21 protein-coding genes are annotated in these 19,687 nt (G+C 59.3%); 6 read left to right on the plus strand and 15 right to left on the minus strand.

The annotated features are described in order from the left end of the window. Positions 1 to 31 precede the first annotated feature (31 nt). Positions 32 to 433, minus strand: a complete 402-nt coding sequence (locus tag ACR0AG_RS04330; RefSeq protein ID WP_170569444.1) for a MerR family transcriptional regulator — start codon at positions 431 to 433, stop codon at positions 32 to 34. A 214-nt stretch (positions 434 to 647) separates the two neighbouring features. Next, a complete protein-coding gene (locus tag ACR0AG_RS04335) occupies positions 648 to 1,016 on the minus strand; it encodes a MerR family transcriptional regulator (RefSeq protein WP_480836730.1) in 369 nt (122 codons plus the stop codon). Positions 1,017 to 1,132: 116 nt separating this feature from the next. Here ACR0AG_RS04335 and ACR0AG_RS04340 point away from each other — a divergent pair, with 116 nt between their 5' ends. Genes ACR0AG_RS04340 through ACR0AG_RS04350 form a run of 3 tightly spaced genes read left to right on the plus strand, consistent with a single transcriptional unit; the run spans position 1,133 to position 3,390 of the window. Continuing rightward, positions 1,133 to 1,552: a PaaI family thioesterase gene (locus tag ACR0AG_RS04340; protein WP_480836732.1), complete on the plus strand. Its 420-nt coding sequence runs from the start codon at positions 1,133 to 1,135 to the stop codon at positions 1,550 to 1,552. Next, on the plus strand, positions 1,553 to 2,071 hold the full coding sequence (locus tag ACR0AG_RS04345; protein WP_480836733.1) for a PaaI family thioesterase: 519 nt from the start codon (positions 1,553 to 1,555) through the stop codon (positions 2,069 to 2,071). Positions 2,072 to 2,073: 2 nt separating this feature from the next. Further along, positions 2,074 to 3,390, plus strand: coding sequence for an MATE family efflux transporter (locus ACR0AG_RS04350; RefSeq protein WP_480836736.1), 1,317 nt, complete (start codon positions 2,074 to 2,076; stop codon positions 3,388 to 3,390). On the opposite strand, the gene arsC is transcribed toward ACR0AG_RS04350, so the two are convergent. The 3 genes from arsC to ACR0AG_RS04365 are packed head-to-tail and all read right to left on the minus strand — an operon-like array spanning position 3,387 to position 5,168. After that, positions 3,387 to 3,728, minus strand: coding sequence for an arsenate reductase (glutaredoxin) (gene arsC / locus ACR0AG_RS04355; RefSeq protein WP_480836738.1), 342 nt, complete (start codon positions 3,726 to 3,728; stop codon positions 3,387 to 3,389). The two genes, ACR0AG_RS04350 and arsC, sit on opposite strands and share 4 nt — an antisense overlap. Next, the gene (locus ACR0AG_RS04360; RefSeq protein ID WP_480836740.1) at positions 3,725 to 4,783 is read right to left on the minus strand and encodes a quinone-dependent dihydroorotate dehydrogenase; all 1,059 of its coding nucleotides are present in this window, start codon (positions 4,781 to 4,783) and stop codon (positions 3,725 to 3,727) included. The genes arsC and ACR0AG_RS04360 overlap by 4 nt, the downstream gene beginning before the upstream one ends. Before the next feature lie 46 nt (positions 4,784 to 4,829). Then, the gene (locus tag ACR0AG_RS04365) at positions 4,830 to 5,168 is read right to left on the minus strand and encodes a DUF952 domain-containing protein (protein ID WP_480836741.1); all 339 of its coding nucleotides are present in this window, start codon (positions 5,166 to 5,168) and stop codon (positions 4,830 to 4,832) included. A gap of 107 nt (positions 5,169 to 5,275) precedes the next feature. On the opposite strand from ACR0AG_RS04365, the gene ACR0AG_RS04370 reads away from it, so the two are divergent. After that, a complete protein-coding gene (locus ACR0AG_RS04370; protein ID WP_480836743.1) occupies positions 5,276 to 6,859 on the plus strand; it encodes a bifunctional metallophosphatase/5'-nucleotidase in 1,584 nt (527 codons plus the stop codon). Positions 6,860 to 6,922: 63 nt separating this feature from the next. Here ACR0AG_RS04370 and ACR0AG_RS04375 read toward each other — a convergent pair whose 3' ends face one another. The 3 genes from ACR0AG_RS04375 to ACR0AG_RS04385 form a co-directional block, all read right to left on the minus strand. Next, complete coding sequence (locus ACR0AG_RS04375; RefSeq protein WP_480836745.1) at positions 6,923 to 7,387, minus strand: GNAT family N-acetyltransferase; 465 nt, start codon at positions 7,385 to 7,387, stop codon at positions 6,923 to 6,925. 10 nt (positions 7,388 to 7,397) lie between these two features. Beyond that, entirely contained in the window at positions 7,398 to 7,655 is a 258-nt protein-coding gene (locus ACR0AG_RS04380) for a YjhX family toxin (protein WP_480836747.1), read from the minus strand. A gap of 294 nt (positions 7,656 to 7,949) precedes the next feature. Next, complete coding sequence (locus tag ACR0AG_RS04385; RefSeq protein WP_480836749.1) at positions 7,950 to 9,659, minus strand: tetratricopeptide repeat-containing sulfotransferase family protein; 1,710 nt, start codon at positions 9,657 to 9,659, stop codon at positions 7,950 to 7,952. Between ACR0AG_RS04385 and ACR0AG_RS04390 the strand changes: the two genes are divergently transcribed. Next, a complete protein-coding gene (locus ACR0AG_RS04390; protein WP_480836751.1) occupies positions 9,658 to 10,326 on the plus strand; it encodes an SOS response-associated peptidase in 669 nt (222 codons plus the stop codon). The two genes, ACR0AG_RS04385 and ACR0AG_RS04390, sit on opposite strands and share 2 nt — an antisense overlap. Before the next feature lie 41 nt (positions 10,327 to 10,367). Then, positions 10,368 to 11,420 (plus strand): tRNA 2-selenouridine(34) synthase MnmH, encoded by a 1,053-nt coding sequence (mnmH, locus tag ACR0AG_RS04395; RefSeq protein WP_480836753.1) that lies wholly within the window; start codon positions 10,368 to 10,370, stop codon positions 11,418 to 11,420. Here mnmH and selD read toward each other — a convergent pair. Genes selD through ACR0AG_RS04430 form a run of 7 tightly spaced genes read right to left on the minus strand, consistent with a single transcriptional unit; the run spans position 11,411 to position 19,497 of the window. Beyond that, positions 11,411 to 13,570 carry a selenide, water dikinase SelD gene (gene selD / locus ACR0AG_RS04400; protein ID WP_480836755.1) on the minus strand — a complete coding sequence of 720 codons (2,160 nt, stop codon included), beginning with the start codon at positions 13,568 to 13,570 and terminating at the stop codon, positions 11,411 to 11,413. The genes mnmH and selD overlap by 10 nt on opposite strands. A 5-nt stretch (positions 13,571 to 13,575) precedes the next feature. Next, a complete protein-coding gene (locus ACR0AG_RS04405; protein ID WP_480836757.1) occupies positions 13,576 to 13,962 on the minus strand; it encodes a Na+/H+ antiporter subunit G in 387 nt (128 codons plus the stop codon). 7 nt (positions 13,963 to 13,969) lie between these two features. After that, entirely contained in the window at positions 13,970 to 14,239 is a 270-nt protein-coding gene (locus ACR0AG_RS04410) for a K+/H+ antiporter subunit F (protein WP_480836759.1), read from the minus strand. Then, positions 14,236 to 14,733: a Na+/H+ antiporter subunit E gene (locus ACR0AG_RS04415; RefSeq protein WP_480836878.1), complete on the minus strand. Its 498-nt coding sequence runs from the start codon at positions 14,731 to 14,733 to the stop codon at positions 14,236 to 14,238. Before ACR0AG_RS04415 ends, ACR0AG_RS04410 begins: the two co-directional genes overlap by 4 nt. Further along, positions 14,733 to 16,271, minus strand: coding sequence for a monovalent cation/H+ antiporter subunit D (locus ACR0AG_RS04420; RefSeq protein WP_480836761.1), 1,539 nt, complete (start codon positions 16,269 to 16,271; stop codon positions 14,733 to 14,735). Before ACR0AG_RS04420 ends, ACR0AG_RS04415 begins: the two co-directional genes overlap by 1 nt. Further along, the gene (locus ACR0AG_RS04425; protein WP_480836762.1) at positions 16,268 to 16,627 is read right to left on the minus strand and encodes a Na+/H+ antiporter subunit C; all 360 of its coding nucleotides are present in this window, start codon (positions 16,625 to 16,627) and stop codon (positions 16,268 to 16,270) included. The genes ACR0AG_RS04420 and ACR0AG_RS04425 overlap by 4 nt, the downstream gene beginning before the upstream one ends. Beyond that, complete coding sequence (locus tag ACR0AG_RS04430; RefSeq protein ID WP_480836764.1) at positions 16,627 to 19,497, minus strand: monovalent cation/H+ antiporter subunit A; 2,871 nt, start codon at positions 19,495 to 19,497, stop codon at positions 16,627 to 16,629. Before ACR0AG_RS04430 ends, ACR0AG_RS04425 begins: the two co-directional genes overlap by 1 nt. Positions 19,498 to 19,687 lie beyond the last annotated feature (190 nt).

Here is a 19,687-nt window from a genome sequence, read left to right on the forward strand (position 1 = left end):
TTATTCAAATGTCCGGAGGGCAGGGCGAGGGTTACTCGGCCGCCTTCTTTTCCTGTTTCATCGAGGCGATGACTTTCTCGCCCCAGCGCAACTGCTCTTTCAATTCGTCGATGGCCTGGGTCAGTTCTTCGCGGCGCGATTCCATGTCGGCCAGACGTTCGCACGCGATTTCATAGGTGCGGGTCATCTGGGTCAGTTGCTGGTCGCCCACATGGTACAGATCCAGAAGCTGGCGGATTTCTTCCAGGCTGAACCCAAAGCGTTTCCCGCGCAGGATCAGTTTCAGGCGGGCCCGGTCACGTTTGGTGAACAGGCGTTTCTGGCCTTCCCGGATCGGGAACAGCAGCTCTTTGGCTTCGTAAAAGCGCAACGTGCGTGGCGTTACATCGTATGTTCCGCACATCTCGCGGATGGTCATCAGATCTTCGGTCATGTCTCAAACTCTCATCACTGGCGTCATGCTTAAGGAGTTGCGCAGTCGATGAACGTTTTACAACACACAATTGACGTTTACGTAATGCGGACGCTGCGTCACAACCAAGTTGACGTAACTTCCGAACACGTAAATCGTTACCAAGGGTAATATTCTTACTTTGGGTAAACGGTCGATGAAGACACAAGCCAAAGGGAAGGGGCGGCGGGCCAGCTTATTTCAGCATTCCCTCAGCCTGCTCGCGGAGCTTGAGCAAAATCTCCATCGCTTCGTCCAGCTGTTCGCGTTGCTGGGTCAGCTCTTGCATCTGGCGGTCGGCCATTTCGATGAATGTGTTCATCTGCGCCTCGTTGCCCTGATCTTCGTAGATCAGCAGCCACTGGCGTATCTCTTCCAGGGCAAAGCCCACTTTGCGCCCGCGCAGGATCAATTTCATCCGGGCGACTTCGCGGGGGCCGTAAAACCGGGACCGACCTTCGCGTTCGGACTGCAGCAGTTCGATATATTCGTAGTAACGTACGGTGCGCTTGGTAACGTCAAAAGTCGCGCACATTTCGTCCAGTGACAAACGGTTGCCGGGCATTCCTGGTCTCCTCGGCAGCAAATTAGGCCGTCATTCCAATAAGCGCAACAGGTGGGCTTGCCCTTTGCGAAAGGCGCGGCCCATAAAGGGCCAGTGAAATGACAGGACCCAACCCGATGGTCGATAAAACAGTTTTAGCGCGCCAGTTTATCGAGGCGATCCCGCATGCCAAGGCGTTGGGGCTTAACCTGACCCGCATCGGCGAGGGCGAGGCCGAGATCACCATGCCCTATAGCGAACAGCTTGTGGGCGATCCCAGAACAGGGGTGATCCATGGCGGTGCCGTCTCGGCCATACTGGATACGTGCTGCGGGGCCGCTGTAATGAGCCATCCGTCAGCGCCGGGGGCCACGGCGACCATTGATTTGCGCATTGACTATATGCGGGCGGCAACACCGGGGCAGAGCATTCGCACGCACGCGACCTGCTATCACATCACGCGCAACGTGGCTTTTGTTCAGGCAACGGCGACCGATGATGATGCCGAGCGCCCTGTGGCCACCGCTTCGGGCGCCTTCACGGTCGAGGTGCGCTGAATGGCCCGTCCACGTCCCGAACCGATGCAAGTGGTCAAACACCGGCGCGATGCCGCCCTGAAGGCGCTGGTCGAAGGTGTGCCCTATATCCAGTTCCTCAACATAACGTTCGACCGTCGCGGCGATGAGCTGACTGGGGTTCTCAATTTCGACGAAAAGCTGATCGGCAACCCGTTTCTGCCTGCCATTCACGGCGGTGTCACGGCTGCATTCCTCGAAGTCACGGCGGTGATCACGCTGAGCTGGGAAAACCTGTTCCCAAGGATCGAAAGCGGCGAGATCAATGCAGCCGAGATTTTGACCGACGAGAACATCAGGTTCCCCAAGACAATCGACTTCACGGTCGATTATCTGCGGTCAGGCCTGCCGCGCGATGCCTATGCGCGGGCTTTTGTCAACCGGTCCGGGCGGCGCTATGCCTCTGTACGGGTTGAGGCGTGGCAGGACAACCATGCCAAACTGTTTGCGCAGGGCACGGGGCATTTCCTGATGCCGCAGCCGCCATCCCCTGACGCCTGATCATGTCCGTCGCGGCTGAGCCCATAACGCACCGTCGGGTGCTGAAGATTGCCGTGCCTATCGTGCTGTCCAACGCCACGGTGCCCATCCTGGGTGCGGTGGATACGGGCGTTGTCGGGCAGATGGGGCAGGCGGCGCCGATCGGAGCGGTTGGCATGGGCGCAGTCATCCTGTCGGCGATCTACTGGATCTTCGGCTTTTTGCGGATGGGCACCACCGGCTTGGCGGCGCAGGCGCGCGGGGCAGGGGATACGGCGGAAACCGGGGCGCTGCTGATGCGCGGTCTGTTGTTGGGGGGCACCGCAGGGCTGGTGTTCATTCTGGCGCAGGTCGGCGTCTTTTGGGGCGCATTTGCCCTCTCGCCCGCCAGCCCCGAGGTCGAAGCCCTGACGCGAAGTTATCTTGAGATCCGCATCTGGGGTGCCCCGGCCACGATTGCGCTTTATGCCGTGACCGGCTGGCTGATCGCCATCGAACGCACGCGTGGCGTTTTCCTGCTGCAGATCTGGATGAATGGCCTGAATATTGCACTGGATTTGTGGTTCGTCCTTGGTCTGGGCTGGGGTGTCGAAGGCGTGGCCGTTGCCACGCTCATTGCCGAGTGGACCGGCCTGGCGCTGGGCCTGTGGCTGTGCCGACAGGCCTTTACCGGTAATCAATGGAGGGACTGGCCGCGGATTTTCGACGCGGCGCGGTTGCGGCGGATGATGCAGGTGAACGCGGATATCATGATCCGATCCGTGCTATTGACCGGGTCGTTCACCACCTTTTTGTTCATCGGTTCCGATCTGGGCGACGTAAATCTGGCTGCAAATCAGGTGCTTTTGCAATTCCTTGAGATCACCGCCTTTGCGCTGGACGGTTTTGCCTTTTCAGCCGAGGCGCTGGTGGGCAGCGCGGTTGGGGCGGGCCACCGGACGCAGGTGCGCCGTGCCTCGATCATGGCCTCGCAATGGGGCGTGGGCGGCGCGCTGGTGCTGGGTGGCGTCTTCTTTTGGGCAGGCCCTGCTCTGATTGATCTGATGTCTACATCCTGGGAGGTGCGCATCGCGGCGCGTGAGTTCCTGATCTGGGCGGCCCTGGCCCCGATCATTGGCGTTGCCAGTTGGATGTTCGACGGTATCTACATTGGCGCGACATGGACCCGGGCCATGCGCAACGCCATGCTTCAATCCGTTGCCATCTATGTGGTGGCATTGTTTCTGCTGGTCCCGACCTTTGGAAATCACGGTCTGTGGGCTGCGCTGATGGTACTGAACATCGCGCGGGGCGTCACTTTGGGGTGGCGCTATCCCCGGCTTGAAGCGCAAGTCGTCTAGAGCAGGCCTAGCAAGGTCTCGGGCGGTCGACCAATAGTGGCTTTGTCGCCTGCAATCGCCAGCGGGCGTTCAATTAGGATCGGGTTTTCGGCCATAGCACGGATCAGGTCTTGATCCGGCGCGGTTTTGGACAGCCCCAGTTCCTTGAACCGTTTCTCACCGGTCCGCATCATCTGGATTGCGGAAATGCCCAATAGCCCCAGCACATTTTGCAACTCTTCCACGGACGGAGCGTCCTCAAGGTATTTGCGCACGCGCAGGTCGGCGCTTTTGTCCTGAAACAGGGCCAAACCCTGACGCGACTTTGAACAGCGCGGGTTGTGCCAATATTCGATCACAGCCAGTCCTTTCGTTTGCTGCCGACGGCCTGTGCCACGGTTTCGAACCCGTCGCGTTGCAGCAAGTCATCCAAACCTTTGGCGATCTCCGCCGCCAGTGAGATGCCGCCATAGACCATGGCAGTATAAAACTGCACCGCCGACGCCCCGGCCTGTATCTTGGCATAGGCCTGTTTGGCGGAACTGATGCCACCCACACCGATCAGCGGAATGTTCCCGTCGGTCAACTGGCTGAGTCGCGCCAGCACGCGAGTGGATTTTTCGAACAGCGGCGCACCGGACAGCCCGCCTGTCTCTTCCCTATGCGCGCTCTGCAAACCGTCCCGCGACAAGGTTGTGTTGGTTGCAATCACCGCATCCACGCCCGTTTCAAGCGCGACCTCGGCGATGTCCTGCAACTCGGTATCGCTCAAATCCGGGGCGATCTTGAGGAACACGGGCAAGCGACGCGGCAACGCATCGCGCGTATCAATCACCCCGGTCAACAACGCAGTCAGCGCGGCTTTGCCTTGCAAATCGCGCAGTTTCTCGGTGTTCGGGGATGAGACGTTGACAGTGGCAAAATCCAGATGCGCGGCGCAATGGGCCAGCACTTTGGCAAAGTCGCCCGCCCGGTCGGTGCTGTCCTTGTTGGCCCCAAGGTTCAGGCCGATCACTGCGTCCTTGGGACGGTGGGCGAGGCGTTTGGCCATCACCTCCATCCCTTCGTTGTTGAAACCAAAGCGGTTGATGGCGGCGGCATCTTCGGTCAGGCGAAACAGACGTGGTTTTGGGTTGCCCGGTTGCGGGCGCGGGGTGACGGCGCCCACTTCGATGAACCCAAATCCGCAGCGGGACAGAGGGGTCAGGACCTCTCCGTTCTTGTCGAAGCCCGCGGCCAATCCGACAGGGTTGGGCAGGCTCAACCCCGCCACTTGTGTTTTCAGACGAGAAGAAGTCACCGAACCTGGGCTGGGTGCCAAGCCGGCTTTCAATGCCTTGATCGAAAGCCCATGCGCAGTTTCAGGATCCAGTCGGTGCAGCGCTGCCAGACCAAGCCGTTCGGTGATGTTCATTTGTCACCCTCATTGTCGCAGATGCCGGGGCTGCGAGATTGGCCGCTCACTCCATCGCCTCCGGGAAAACATGGGCCTGACCGTCAAACGGAAGGGGTTCTGACCAGACTACGTCTGTCAGGCGAATCTGACGGTAGAGATGCGGGAACAATGCATCGCCGCGCGAGACCTCCCATTTCAGATCGTCGCCCATCGCGTCCGCGTCACAGGCCAGCAGCGTCAGGCCTTCGACACCCGCAAAATGTTTCGCGGCCGTTTCCGCCGCTTGCCGGGCAGTTGAGAAGTGCACATAGCCATCCGCCACATCAATCGGGGCGCCATCTGTTGCGCCTCGCGTCTGCAGCGCAGCCCATTCTTCGGCCCGAAAAATCTTGTAAATCAGCATGGCCCACTGATGCCTTGCAAGGGGTGGGGAATCAAGTCGGAATTCCCCTTTGACTCTTTGCCTTCCGCATCGCACGATTTGTGCAATCACAAACAGGGAGTCTTTCAATGTATACCCGTTTTCTGGCCTGCACAGCCGTACTTGGGTTGACCGCTGGCATGGCTGCGGCCGAGTACAAGCTGACCATTTTGCACACCAACGATCTGCACAGCCGAGTTGAATCGATCAACAAATACGATTCCACCTGTAACGCCGAGGATGAAGCCGAAGGCAAGTGCTTTGGCGGTGTCGCGCGTCTGAAAACCATGGTCGATACCCGGCGCGGCGACCTGGCGGATGAAAATGTGCTGGTGCTGGACGCAGGCGACCCGTTTCAGGGATCGCTGTTCTATACCACCTACAAAGGTGCAGCCGAGGCCGAGTTCATGGAAGCCATCGGCTATGACGTCATGGCAGTCGGTAACCACGAATTTGACGACGGCCCCGAAGGGCTGGCCACGTTCATCGACGCGGTCAGTTTTCCGGTAATCTCGGGCAACCTTGATCTGTCTTCCTCTGCCGAGCTGAAAGACCGGGTGCAGAACCACGTTGTGCTGGATGTGGGTGGCCAGAAGGTCGGGATCATTTCCGCGCTGGCGACTGACACGGTTGATACCTCAAGCCCCGGCAAGGACGTGATCTTCAAGGATGAGATCGAAAGCCTGAAAGCCGATGTTGCCACGCTGCAAGGTGAGGGCGTTGATATCATCATTGCCCTGAACCATGTGGGTCTGGCCAAGGATATCGAGATTGCCGAACAGGTGCCCGGCCTTGACCTGGTGATTGGCGGACATTCGCACACCTTGCTGTCCAACACCCAAGAGGGCGCCGCCGGGTCGTATCCCATGATGGTGGGCGACGTGCCTGTGGTACAAGCCTATGCCTATTCGAAATACTTGGGCGAGGTCACGCTGACCTTTGACGATGACGGCAATCTGGTTTCCGCCGAAGGCGAACCGATCCTGCTGGACGCCTCCGTCACACCCGATCCCGATATCGCCGCCCGTGTGGCCGAGATGGGCGCGCCCATCGAAGAGATGAAAAAGCGCGTCGTGGCAGAAAGTGCGGCAGTGATCCAAGGGGATCGCGCGGTTTGCCGGGTTCAGGAATGCGAGATGGGCAACCTTGTAGCTGACGCCATGCTGGCCCGCGTGGCCGATCAGGGCGCACAACTGGCCATTGCCAACTCGGGCGGTCTGCGCGCCTCGATCGATCCGGGCGAGGTTACAATGGGCGAAGTGCTGACGGTTCTGCCGTTCCAGAACACGCTGTCCACGTTTGAGATCAGCGGCCAGGGCGTCATCGATGCGCTGGAAAACGGTGTCAGCCAGGTCGAAGAGGTCAAAGGTCGTTTCCCGCAGGTGGCTGGCATGACCTTCACCTGGGACCCCTCAGTTGCCCCGAACGAAGGCCGCATCGTCGAAGTCATGGTCGCCAAGGATGGCGGGTACGCGCCGATTGACCCGGCGGCCACATATCTGGTTGTGACCAACAACTATGTCCGCAATGGCGGTGATGGGTACAACATGTTCGAAGGCGACGACAAAAACGCCTATGATTTCGGCCCCGATCTGGCGGATGTCACGGCGGAATATCTGGCCGAGAACGCGCCATACCAGCCGTATCTGGATGGGCGCATCAAGCAGAAATAAGCTTGTAAGAAATGGAAATGGGCCGCGCCTTGTGGGGCGCGGCCTTTTTTTGTGACTCCTCAGTCAAAGTGCTTTCCTGAAGATCACCTTATCATCGCCATCCGCCCAGAAATCACGGATACGCGCTTCTTCCTCATACCCGTTGCGAGCATAAAATTTCCGGGTCAGAGCAAATTCATCAGTGCCCGATGTCTCGACGATCAGCATGCGTTGGTTTCTGTCCGACAAGTGCTGTTCAGCCGCCGCGACCAGTGCCGCTCCCATCCTTTTGCCTTGCAATTCCGGAAGGACAGCCAGCGCGAGCATGTTCCATGTGCCATCGGCAAGCTCCTCCGGAACCGTGTAGCACAGGCCAATTGCCTTGCCGTTGCGGTGACATGTAAGCCAGAAGGCTTCTGTTTCTGCGGCAATCGAAGGCGCCAACATATCTGGCAGCAATTCGCTGGGGAAAAGACCGGTTTCATCCAACACTATTTGAAGGTCCCGGACATCGTCCTGAGTGGTGGGTTTGATCGTTGCATTGGTCATTCTGAAGGCCTTATCGATTGTCATATTGTGGATTGACCGAACGGATACCGAGCCGTGTCGCGCGGTAGGGCCGTCCGTTCACCGATTTGATAAATCGCCGTTTCTTCAGCCGCTGAAAAAGCTGCAGCGTGCAATCGGCCAGGACATGGCCGTCGCGTGTGAAACAGGATACTTCGCGCACTTTGCCGTTTGTCATGCGCTCAAAGCGGATCTCTCCGCCCTGTGCAAGAACGTGCAAAACACGCTGTTCGCGTTTTGAGATATTCAATGGAGTGTCTCGTGAGATTATGCCAGCTGAAAAGGCTTCCGGCATCGCGCGCGGAAGTCTTTTGGTTCAAAGCGGTCCAATCAAGTGGACCTTAGCGGCGGGCCGCAATCGTCGACATAAATTCTCCATCGCCCTTCGATGATCGCGGGCGTAGCGCGTACTTAGTACCGGAAACCGAATGACTCAAGTCATTGGGGTAAGAAAAGAAAAACCGGTGCTGAACCGCAATAGTCGGAAGTGTGCTTTCACCCGCGGGCTGCTGATCGGGCAGGGACCCGCAATGGCCCTGATACGTTAGCCAAAGTCATATTCCGGCCAGAGCGCCGGGTCGAAGCCCTTCAGCATGGGTTGGATGTGGCCGGATACCTTGCTCCACCCGCCTATGGATTTGGTCGAGATCTTGCTGCGGACTTGATCGATGCTGGCGGTTCGAACCTGCTTGGTGTTCTCTTCGGGATGCATCATCCGTTCGTGCCAGTCGATGCCGCAGAACTCGGCCACCTGCCGGCTATAGGTTTCGGGGTCCGCCACCAGGGCCTCATACGGCACGGTCAGGATGCGCTCGCCGAAAACGGTGTGCCAATGGGTCATGTAGCGGCGGTACAGGTTGGCGGAATGCGCGATGGACCCCAGGTTCGAAGCATAGCGCATGCCCGGGGCCGGAAAGCGTCTGATCCATTTTGACAGACCGACGTCGCGCGGGTCGCGCAGCATGTTGATCACCCGCGCATTGGGAAACGCGGTCAGCAGAAAACCCGCGCGCTGAAAATTGTGGGGCATCTTGTCCACAAACGCGGTCGATCCCTCGGGCAGCGGTGGCATCAAGTCGCGGAAATCCTGCGCAAATTTCTGTGCAGCCTTGGTGTCGAACGGTTTTTCGTCCTCGACCAGGGGCTGAGACAGATCCGCGGCCAGTGTCAGCTCTCCGCACCCGGCAATGTCGGGGGCCGAGCTCAGCATCATTTCCATCAGCGTCGTGCCGGACCGGGGCTGCCCGATCACAAAGATCGGCAGTGGGCCTTCGGTGATATCGGCCGTGGGCGTTGGCGTGTCCACTGGGAACATGTCGCAGATGCGGCGCAGTTTTTCCTCTTCGTGTTCAACGTTATAGGGGTTGGTGCCATGCTGCGCCTCGTTGGCGATGGCGAAATAGGGCAGGGCCGCATCCAACCCGTCGCGTTTGGAGACCAGATGCGCGCGCGCGAACTCCAGATCGATGACCTTGTGTTCGCTTTCAGCCATCGCAGCCTCGACCTTGGCCAGCAGATCGGAAACCTGATCCTTGCTGGCCAAAGTGGCCAGTTGCAAAAGCGTTGGTGCATGGACATCGTTTTTTGCGTGAACGCGCCACAGAATCTCGGTGCACCCCTCTTTGTTGCCGGACTGATGCAGGTGAACGGCCATTCGAAAGGCGATCTTTTCGTCTTCCGGCTCAAGCTCATAGGCGCGCCGGATATCCGCTGCGCTTTTGTCGACATAGGCGATCTGACCATAGGCGCGGGCGCGGCTCGACAGTAGGGCCGCATTGTCGGGGTCCGATTCAAGGCGCATCGTCGCGTGCTCGATAATACTGCGCCAGTTATTGCCCTTTAGCCCGATCTCATCGATGACGCGCACCAGTTCCTTGTTGTTCGGGAACTGTTCGAGTTTTTGTTCCGCATAAGCCAGCGCGCGCGGGATCTGCTGGGTCTGCATCAGCGCATTGGCGAGGTTCTCGGCAAATTGCGGGTCATCGGGTTTCAGACGCGAGGCTTCGACAAAAAACGGAATGGATTGCTTGTACCGCTTCATCTCGGTCAGAACAAATCCGGCGATGGCGTGGTAGTCGACATCCTTGGGGAACTTTTTCGCCCCCAACTGCGCCTTTTTCAGCGCCTGTTGCAGTTTGCCGGCATCGAGGTCATTCAACGCTTTGCTCTTGAGGGAATTCGCTGTTTGTTGTGCCATATGACTGCGTGGGGCCTTGTGCCTCGTGGAAACGGTGGTTGAGAGTTCATTACTCATGTGCGGACGGTTTGCAATAACTCTTCCTGACGATGCAATGGCGCGGCTGTTTGCTGCGCGACCGGCGAATGCGCTGCCGCCTGTTCCCAACTATAACGTCTGCCCGACCAATCCGGTGCATGTGGTGCGATCGGATGCGGGGCAGCGCAGGTTGGACGCGCTGCGCTGGGGGTTTCTGCCCCATTGGTACAAGACGGAAACAGCTGGTCCGCTGCTGATCAATGCGCGGGCGGAAACGCTGGCCGAGAAACCGGCCTTTCGCAACGCGTGCCGGGATCGCCGCTGTCTGATCGTGGTGACGGGATTTTACGAATGGACCAAGACCGAAGAAGGTAAACGATTGCCCTGGTACATCGCCCGAAAGGATCAGGCGCCCATCGCGTTTGCCGGGGTCTGGCAGGATTGGGGGCCCGAACATGCGCGTCAGGGCACATGCGCCATCGTCACCACCGCTGCCAACACCACGCTGGGTCAGATTCACCACAGAATGCCGCTGATTCTGGATCAAAAGGACTGGCCGCTTTGGTTGGGCGAGCAGGGCAAGGGTGCGGCACGTCTGATGGTGCCCGGTCCCGAGGAAATGCTGAGTTTTCATCGGGTCGATCCAGCCGTGAATTCCAATCGCGCTTCGGGCCCCGAGCTGATCGAGCCGTTCGAGGACGCGTGAAGGAACTTTCCTTTCACGCGACCGCCCGTTAGATCGTGGGCATGGTCTTGAAATTCACCGATTTACCACAGCTCTTTGCGCACCCGTTCGATACGGTCATTGATGTGCGCAGCCCGGCAGAATTTGCCGAAGATCATCTGCCGGGCGCGATAAATCTGCCGGTTCTGGACAATGAAGAACGCGCGCAGGTCGGTACGATCTATGTTCAGCAAAGCCCGTTTATGGCCCGCAAGCTGGGCGCAGCACTGGTGTTTCGCAACGCCGCCAACCACATAGAACACAGCCTCAGCCACCATGAGGGTGGATGGCGGCCACTGGTCTATTGCTGGCGCGGTGGGCAGCGGTCAGGGTCGTTTACCTGGATGTTGCAACAGATCGGGTGGAGGGCCGAGGTGGTCGAGGGTGGCTATCGCACCTATCGGCGTCTGGTTAATCGCTATCTTTATGATGATCCGTTGCCGCATCGGTTGATTGCGTTGGACGGGTTCACCGGCACGGCCAAGACGGATATCCTTGCCTGTTTGCGGACCCGGGATGTGCAGGTTCTGGACCTCGAAGGGCTTGCCAATCATCGCGGTTCGCTGTTGGGAGAGAGGCCGGGTGGGCAACCCAGCCAAAAGGGGTTCGAATCCGCGCTGGCACGCGCGCTTTGCGCATTGGATCCTGCAAGACCTGTTTTGGTCGAGGCGGAATCCTCCAAGATCGGGCACCTGATCCTGCCGCCCAGCGTCTGGAGCGCGCTGTGTGCCGCACCAAGGATACAGATTTCAGCGCCCATCGAGGTACGTACCGACTATCTTGTGGCGGCCTACGATGACATTCTGTCAGACACCACGCGGCTGCGCGACCGCCTGATGCCGTTGCGGTCCCATCGCGGGCACGAGGTGGTCGACGGTTGGCTGGCCATGATCGATGCCGGTGACAAGCAAGCGCTGACCCGAGCACTGATGGAGCAGCACTATGATCCGGCTTACACGAAATCTCGGCGTGCCAAGAACCCCGAGGTTTTGGCCGAAGTTCAGGCCGCGACGCTGGATGCGGCGGGACTTGAAAACGTGGCAGAGCAGGTTGAACAGGTGTTGGATCAGCTCTGAAGCTGAAGGCCCGGCGTTTCGGTCAGTTCTCCGATGATCACGGCGGGGTATCCGGCGTCTTTCAGGCCCTGCAGCATTGCGTCTGCCTGATCAGGGGAGACGGCGGCCAACAACCCTCCAGCGGTTTGCGGATCATAAAGCAGATCGGCTGTGCCGCCTTCGGGCAACTTTGGGGTGATCATCCGGTTATCCGTGAAGATCGTAGACCGAATGCCCAACGCGCTGAGCTCTACGGCGCCCGGCAGAACTGGCACGGCGTCCAGGTTCAGCGTCGCACCACATCCTGAGGCGGCGCAGATGCCATTCAGATGCCCGGCCAGGCCAAAGCCGGTCACATCCGTCATGGCATGCGCGTCGGACAGGATGCACGAGGCCTCGCCTTGCGGCTGGACCATATGCGCAAACGCATCTGCGACCCATGCGCCATCGGCCTTGCATGCCATCTCGGCGGCCATAAGAACGCCGGTTCCCAGAGGTTTCGTCAGGATCAGCACATCACCGGGGCGCCCGCCGGACAAGGTGATCGGATCGCGTTCGCACAAGCCGGTCACTGTAAAGCCAATGGTCATCTCGTCGCCCATAGAGCTGTGGCCACCCACGATGTCAGCACCGGCATTGCGCATGACATCGCTGGCGGTTGCCATGATTTCGGCCATGGTGCGCTGCTGCATCTGCGCGGACATGCGCGGCAGGATCAGCGTTGCGGTCGCAGCCTGCGGCGTGGCCCCCATTGCCCAGATATCGCCCAAGGCATGAACCGCGGCGATCCGTGTCATCACCACCGGATCCAGCGAGAACGCGCGCAGATGGTCCGATGTGATGACCTGCCGCGCGCCACCGGTGGTCAGCAGGGCGGCATCATCGCCGGGCAGGGCCGTCACATCCGACCTGTTCGGTGCGGGTAGGTCTTGCAAAGCGGCCTGCAATGCGCCGCGCCCAACCTTTGCACCACAGCCGCCGCACATGGGTTTGTCGCCCAGCGCCTCAACCACACCGGCTGCGTGATGACGGGGCAAGGCTGGTGTGCTCATTTGCGGCAGATCGCGGAACTTGTTCATGAATCCCTGATCAATGTGGTTTTTCCATTTCCACATCAAAGGACCGCTAAAGGAGGTTCCCAATCGCTCGGCCAAGGCCGACTTACTGCCCAAAGAGATCAGTTTCAGGTAGTCCCCTTGCGCTACGTAGCGCCGCATGTTTCCCGCACCAAGTGCTGCGCGCAAATTGTTGAACAAAACAGGGGCTTCACGCACCGCGAATACGCCCGCCTTCGGGCGCGGATTTTCGGTCAGGTGCGCGCAATCTCCGGCTGCGAAAACACCCGGGTCGCTGGACTGCAAATGCCCGTCGACCCGGATATATCCGTCCTGCAAGGCGAGGCTTGTGTCGGCAATCCAGCCATAGGGCCGCGCCCCGGCGGCGCCGGTCACGAATTCGGCCGGGATCGAGCGCCCATCCTGCAGTTCCAACCTGCTTTCGGTAACTTTGGCGATTGCGGCCTGCTCGATCACGTCTACCCCAAGTTTGGCCATTGCTGAGCGAATGGTGTCAGCCGCTTTGGGCGAAGCTGCGGTCAGCGCTGTGGCGTTGTCGACCAAGGTGACCTGCGCCTGGCGCGCCTTGGCCCGCAACGCGTGCGCCATAGCCATTGCAAGCTCAACGCCTGCGACACCGCCGCCGATCACGGCGACCGAGGCGGGCCCGTCGCCGGCAAGATAGCTGGCCCATCGGGCCGCGAATGGCCCCAGCGGTTTTGCCGGAACCGCGTGTGCAGCAAAACCCGGAAGCGCAGGCATATCCGAGGTGATCCCAACATTGACCGATGCGATGTCGAAGGCGATGGGGGGATGCCCCTCGACATGAATCACCTTTGCATCGGTATCCAGGCCATGAACCGAGCCCAGAATTACGCGTGCACCGGCGAACCGCGCGAGTTTCACAAGGTCGATGTCCAGATCCCGGCGCGCATAATGGCCGGCCACAAACCCCGGCAGCATCCCCGAATAGGGCGCGGTCGGCCCGGGGTTGATGACCGTCACCCGCACACCGGGCAAAGGGTACATGCCCCATTTGCGAAGGACAAGCGCATGCGTGTGGCCTCCGCCGATCAAAACCAGATCGCGGGTCAGGGGCAAAGGGGGATGGTGCATCTGTGTTAATTCGCGCTGTGGTCCGGGACGTCCTCGACCTGCTCGACAGCGTGCGTGGCCCAAAGCTCATCTTCACCCGCGTCCGGCAGATCTTCGGGCCTTTCATGCCGGTGTATGTGCCATTTTGCAATGAACAGGGCCGTGATCGGGGCGGTCAGGAACAAAAACAGCGTGATCAGCAGCTCGTGCAGGGACGGGTAGTCCTCGGACACAAACGAATGCAGGATCGACGCCAGCAGGACACCGCCGACGCCCAGCGTGGTTGCCTTGGTCGGCGCATGCAGGCGCGACATGGGGTCTTTCAGTTTGATCATGCCAAACGAACCGACAAAGCCGAAAATACCCGACACGATCAAAAAGAAGGTGAGGAAGATTTCGAACAAAACCGTCATGTTGCCCTCACTCGATAATATTGCCGCGCAGCATAAAGCGCGCATAGGCAACGGTTGAGACAAATCCCAGCATGGCGATGATCATAGCGGCTTCGAAAAAGATTTCGGTGCCCTGATCCAGTCCATAAAGGATGAGCAGTGCGATGGTGTTGATCACCATCGTATCCAGGGCCAGAACACGGGTGCCGACGCCGTCTGCCGTGATGATCCGCCAAAGGCACATCATGATTGCCGCCCCAAAACATGTGAAGGCAAAGTAGATCGCATATTCGATCATTCGAAAATCTCCTTCAGGCGGCGTTCATAGCGGCTTTTGATCTGGTCGCGGACCTCTTCGGGGTTTGGCGCGTCCAGACAGTGAACCAGCAGGTTATGCCCTTGCGCGGACAGATCACAACTGACAGTGCCGGGTGTCATCGTGATCGTACCGGCCAGAACCGTGATCGCCTCGGGCGTGCGCAGTTCCAGCGGGATACAGATCCAGTTGGGTTGCCGATCCGCATCGCGTTTGAACAGGATGATCCGGGCCACGGTGATGTTGGCCATGACGATATCCCACAGCACGACCAGCAGGTATTCCGCAATCATCGGCCAATTTCGAAGTTTGGGCCGGTCGGGCCAGTAGGGCTGTGTGATGAAGGGGATGATGATCCCCAGGATCAGGCCAAACACCAGCGAATTCAGCGACAGCGAGTTCGCCAACAGCATCCAGACCAATGTCAGCAAAAAGCTGAGATGCGGGTGGGGGAATATCCTGCGCAAAAGCTTCATCATTCTTCCCTTCCCAAAACGGCCGAGATGTACTGATCAGGGGTAAACAGCTGTTCCGCCGTCTTCTGAGTGTATTGCAAGGCCGGGCCTGCGAACAGGGTCAGCATGACAAGCCCCAGAACAACACCGAAGACCGCGGTAAAGGCCAGGCCAGGTTGGGGTTCGGGCGCGGTAGCGGCTTCGACCTCAGCCTCGGGGTCAAGATCGGGTTGGGTCTGCGCGTCGTGGCTTTTCCAAAAGATCAGCGTACCCGCCCGGGCAAGGCCGACGATGGTCACAAACGATCCGATCAGGACAACGGCCCAGATCGCCGTTGCATCCGCCGCCCCGCGCGAGGCGTCGAGAACCAGCAATTTGCCGATGAACCCCGACAAGGGCGGCATTCCGGCCATGGCAATTGCGCCGACAAAGAACAGGCTGGCGATCAGTCCCCCTTGGGCCATGGGTGGCCGCGGCGCGATTGCTCCGCCGCGTCGTTCCATCACCATATCGGCCACAAGAAACAGAAGGGCCGTGGCCAGCGTCGAATGGAAAACGTAATACAGCGCCGCCGCCGTCGCCAGTTCGGTAAACAGCGAGATTGCGATCAGCAGGGTGCCCATAGATGCGATAGCACAGAACGCCACCATGCGCGCGATGTGCTGTGCCCCAAGAATACCGATGGCGCCCACGGCCAGTGTCGCCAGCGCTGCAGGTTGCAGCCAATCCGCGACCAGACCATCTGTGACAGCAACCTCGGGTCCGAAGACAAGCGTATAGACCCGCAGGATCGAATAGGCCCCGACTTTGGTCATAATCGCAAACAGGGCGGCAACGGGAAGAGGCGCATTGGCATAGCTGGCAGGCAGCCAGAAATGCAGCGGCAACACCGCCGCCTTGATGCAGAAGACCAGCAACAGCAGCACCGCACCGACCCGCAATAGGGCGGTGTCTTCGGGTGGTATCTCGGCCACGCGCACCGCCAGATCGGCCATGTTCAGCGTGCCAGTCACGGCATAGATCGTGCCAAGGGCAAACAGGAACAGGGTCGAGCCCAGCAGGTTGTAGGTGACATACTGAACCCCGGCCTTCAGGCGCACCGCGCCGCCGCCATGGGTCATCAACCCGTAGGATGCGATCAGCAGAACTTCGAAGAACACGAACAGGTTGAACGCGTCGCCTGTCAGGAAGGCTCCGCACACGCCCATCAGCTGAAAGTGGAACAGCGCGTGAAAATGCTTGCCGCGTTCGTCCCAGCCCGATCCAATTGCATAAAGCACAATCGGCAACGCCAACAATGCCGTCAGCAGCACCATCATGGCTGCCATGCGATCCAGAACCAGCACGATGCCGAACGGGGCGGGCCAATTGCCCAGCTCATAGACCTGAATGTCGCCCCCGGTGGCCTGTGCCGTGATGGTCAGGGCAATGCCCAACAGGGCGATCACCCCCGCGACCGAAAAGATGCGCTGCAGGTCCAAGTGATAGCGCAGCACCATGATGATGAAGGGAGCCAGGATCGCGGGCAGGACGATCGGCGCAACAATCCAGTGATTCATGCGTCTTCTCCCGGCGCGTCGACACTGTCCTGCGCTTTCATGTCGATATGGTCATCCTTGGAAGACAAATACGCGCTGAGAGCGATCATCACGATCACCGCGGTCATGCCAAAGGAAATCACGATGGCCGTCAGAACCAGGGCCTGCGGCAGCGGATCGGTATAGGGCACTTCTTCGTATTTGTTGAGAACGGCAGGCGCATCCAGTGCCAGGCGGCCCGTGGCGAACAGAAACACGTTCACGGCATATGTGACCAGCGACAGGCCCAGGATGACCGGAAAGGTGCGGCGGCGCAGGATCAGGAAAACTCCGGCAGCCGTCATCACGCCCACGGCAGAGGCGACGAGCAATTCCATCAGGCTTGCTCCTTTTCTTGATTTTCGTCCTGAGGATCGTCCCGCAACGGGTTAATATCCATCGGGAATTCCTGCGCCATACCAGGCTGCCAGGCAAAGCGTGACAGGCTGTCCAGCGCCAGCATCACTGCGCCCAAAACGGCCAGGAACACACCGGTGTCAAAGAGCAGCGCGGTGGCCCATTCGAATTCTTCCAGCGGCGGCCAGTGGATATAGCCGAAATCGCTGGTCAGGAAGGGGCGCTCGTTGAACCACGCGCCCAGACCGGTGGCGGCTGCGATCAGAACGCCCCAGCCGATGGTGCCGTGGTAGTAGAATCGTTGTCGTTCGATCGCCCAGGTATAGCCGCTGGCCATATATTGCATCAGGAACGCAATCGCCACGATCAGACCGGCGATGAAACCACCGCCCGGCTGGTTGTGGCCGCGGAAAAAGATATAGGCCCCGACCATCAGCGCAATGGGCATCATCACGCGGGTGACCACCACCATCATCAGTGGATGCGAGTCGCCGGATTGCGGCCAATGCGGTTTGCGGTTCAGCAGATAGCTGCGGACATTGGTGCCCAGCACCGCCTCGGTCAGGGCAAAGATGATCAGCGCGGCAATGCCCAGCACGATGATTTCACCAAAGGTATCAAAACCCCGGAAATCAACCAGGATCACGTTCACCACATTGGTGCCGCCACCGCCTTTGTAGGAATTGGCCAGGTGGAACTCGGAGATTGTCGGAAAGGCGAAGTCACGCAGCATGAGCGCATAGATCAGCCCACCGGTGCCTAGGCCTGCCACGACCGAAATGGCCGCATCGCGCCACCGCCGCGCCGCGCTGCTGTCCCACGGCGTGTCCGTTGGCAGAAAGTTCAGCGACAGCAACAACAGGATCATCGTCACCACCTCGACCGAGATCTGTGTCAGCGCAAGGTCGGGTGCGGACAGATAGTTGAACGCCATCGAAACAATCAGGCCCACGACACCGATTAGAACCAGCGAAAGCAACCGATTGCGGTGGAACCACATGATCGCCAGCGTTGCCCCGACCAGACAGATCCAGCCGACAATGGGAATGATCTGGGCAGGCAACGGAATGCGTGTCTCCACCCCGATCGTGCCGGTAGCATAGGCGTAATAGCCCAGCCCGACCGTGAAGGCGACGAAGATGATGGCATAGCGGCTGATCACGCCGTTATGCAGCTCGTCCGTGATCCAGCGGCTAAGCCGTGTGAGCGCGGCGATGATGGCCTCGAATATCACCTTGGCCTCGGGTCGGGGCAGGGCATTCCACAGCCGTTCCGCCTTGGGATGCTGGGACAAAAGGATCAAGCCACCGACCGTCGCGACCGCAGACATATACAGCGCCGGGGTGAAACCGTGCCACAGTTTCAACGAATAGTACGGCAGCTTTTCCCCACCGATCACGGCGCTGGCCACAACCGCCACCAGCGGTCCGACGATTGCCGCTGAATAGAGACCGATCAGGACAACAAGCACGACCAGGAAGGCAGGCGCCAGCCACAGCCCGACAGGCGGATCATGCGGGTGATGCGGATAGTCGTCGCGCTGCGGGCCGAGAAACACGTGGCTCACGAAACGGAAGGAATACGCGGCCGAGAACAGTGCCGCCAAAAGCGCCAGCCCCGGCACCAGGTAGTGCGAATTCAGCCAGGTGGTGTGCACAGTCTCTTCCAGCATCATCTCTTTCGACAAAAAGCCGTTGAGCGGTGGCAGACCGGCCATCGACAGCGCAGCGATTGTGCCGATGGTGAAGGTGATCGGCATCAGATGCCGCAACCCGCCGAGTTTCTTGATGTCGCGGGTTCCGGTTTCATGGTCAACGATCCCGGCGGACATGAACAGGGCGGCTTTGAACGTCGCGTGGTTGATGATGTGGAATACGGCGGCCACGGCGGCAAACTTGGTGCCAAATCCCAACAGCATGGTGATCAGGCCCAGATGCGATACCGTCGAAAACGCCAGCAGCGCCTTCAGATCGTCCTTGAACAGCGCGATGACCGCACCGATCAGCATGGTGATCAATCCTGTGGTCGCCACGATATAGAACCACGCATCGGTGCCCGCCAGAACCGGCCACATCCGCGCCATCAGGAACAGACCCGCCTTTACCATTGTGGCCGAGTGCAGATAGGCCGAGACCGGCGTCGGCGCAGCCATCGCGTGGGGCAGCCAGAAATGGAACGGGAACTGTGCCGACTTGGTGAAACACCCCAGCAGGATAAGGACTAACGCAGGCAGGTAATAGGGTGAGGCCTGGATCAACTCTTTGTTCTGCAGAATGACGCTCAGGTCATAAGAGCCGACGATATTGCCCAGGATCAACATCCCCGCAATCATTGCCAATCCGCCCGAGCCAGTAACGGCCAGCGCCATCCGCGCGCCCTGGCGCCCTTCGGGCAGATGCTTCCAATAGCCGATCAACAAGAATGAACTGAGCGATGTAAGTTCCCAGAAAATAAGCAGAAGCAGGATATTGTCGGACAGGACGATCCCGACCATCGCGCCCTGAAACAGCAGCAGATAGGTATAGAACTGCCCCATCGGATCTTCGCGCGACAGATAGAACCGGGCATAGAGAATGATCAAAAGACCGATGCCAAGGATCAGCAGCGCAAACAGAAAACCCAGGCCGTCCAGCATGAAATTTGCGTTCAGTCCCAGGCCCGGGATCCAGTCAAACCGGGCCGTCACCACGTCTCCGCGCATCACTGAGGGGATGTGTATCAGTAATCCCATGAGGGCAAGAAACGTGGTCAACCCGGCGGCCGAGGCCGCAGCGTTCCGGCCTGCACGGATCAGTAATGCCGGGAAAACAGCGCCAAGGAATGGTAGGGCCGCGATAAGGAATAGGGACAACAGCGATACTCCGGTCTGGGCGGTCAGCGTGAAGCCAATTTTGTAAGGATATTTTTTAGACTGTCCAGAACTTGCAAGGATTTAATAGAGTTCCAGGATCAAAGGCTGCGGAAAATTTTTGCAAAGAAAATGACGCGAACTTGATCCTTCGGCCCGCTTTTCTGCCCCACGATGCGGGCCATGTTGTGAT

The sequence above is a fragment of the Ruegeria sp. H6 genome (assembly GCF_056532975.1).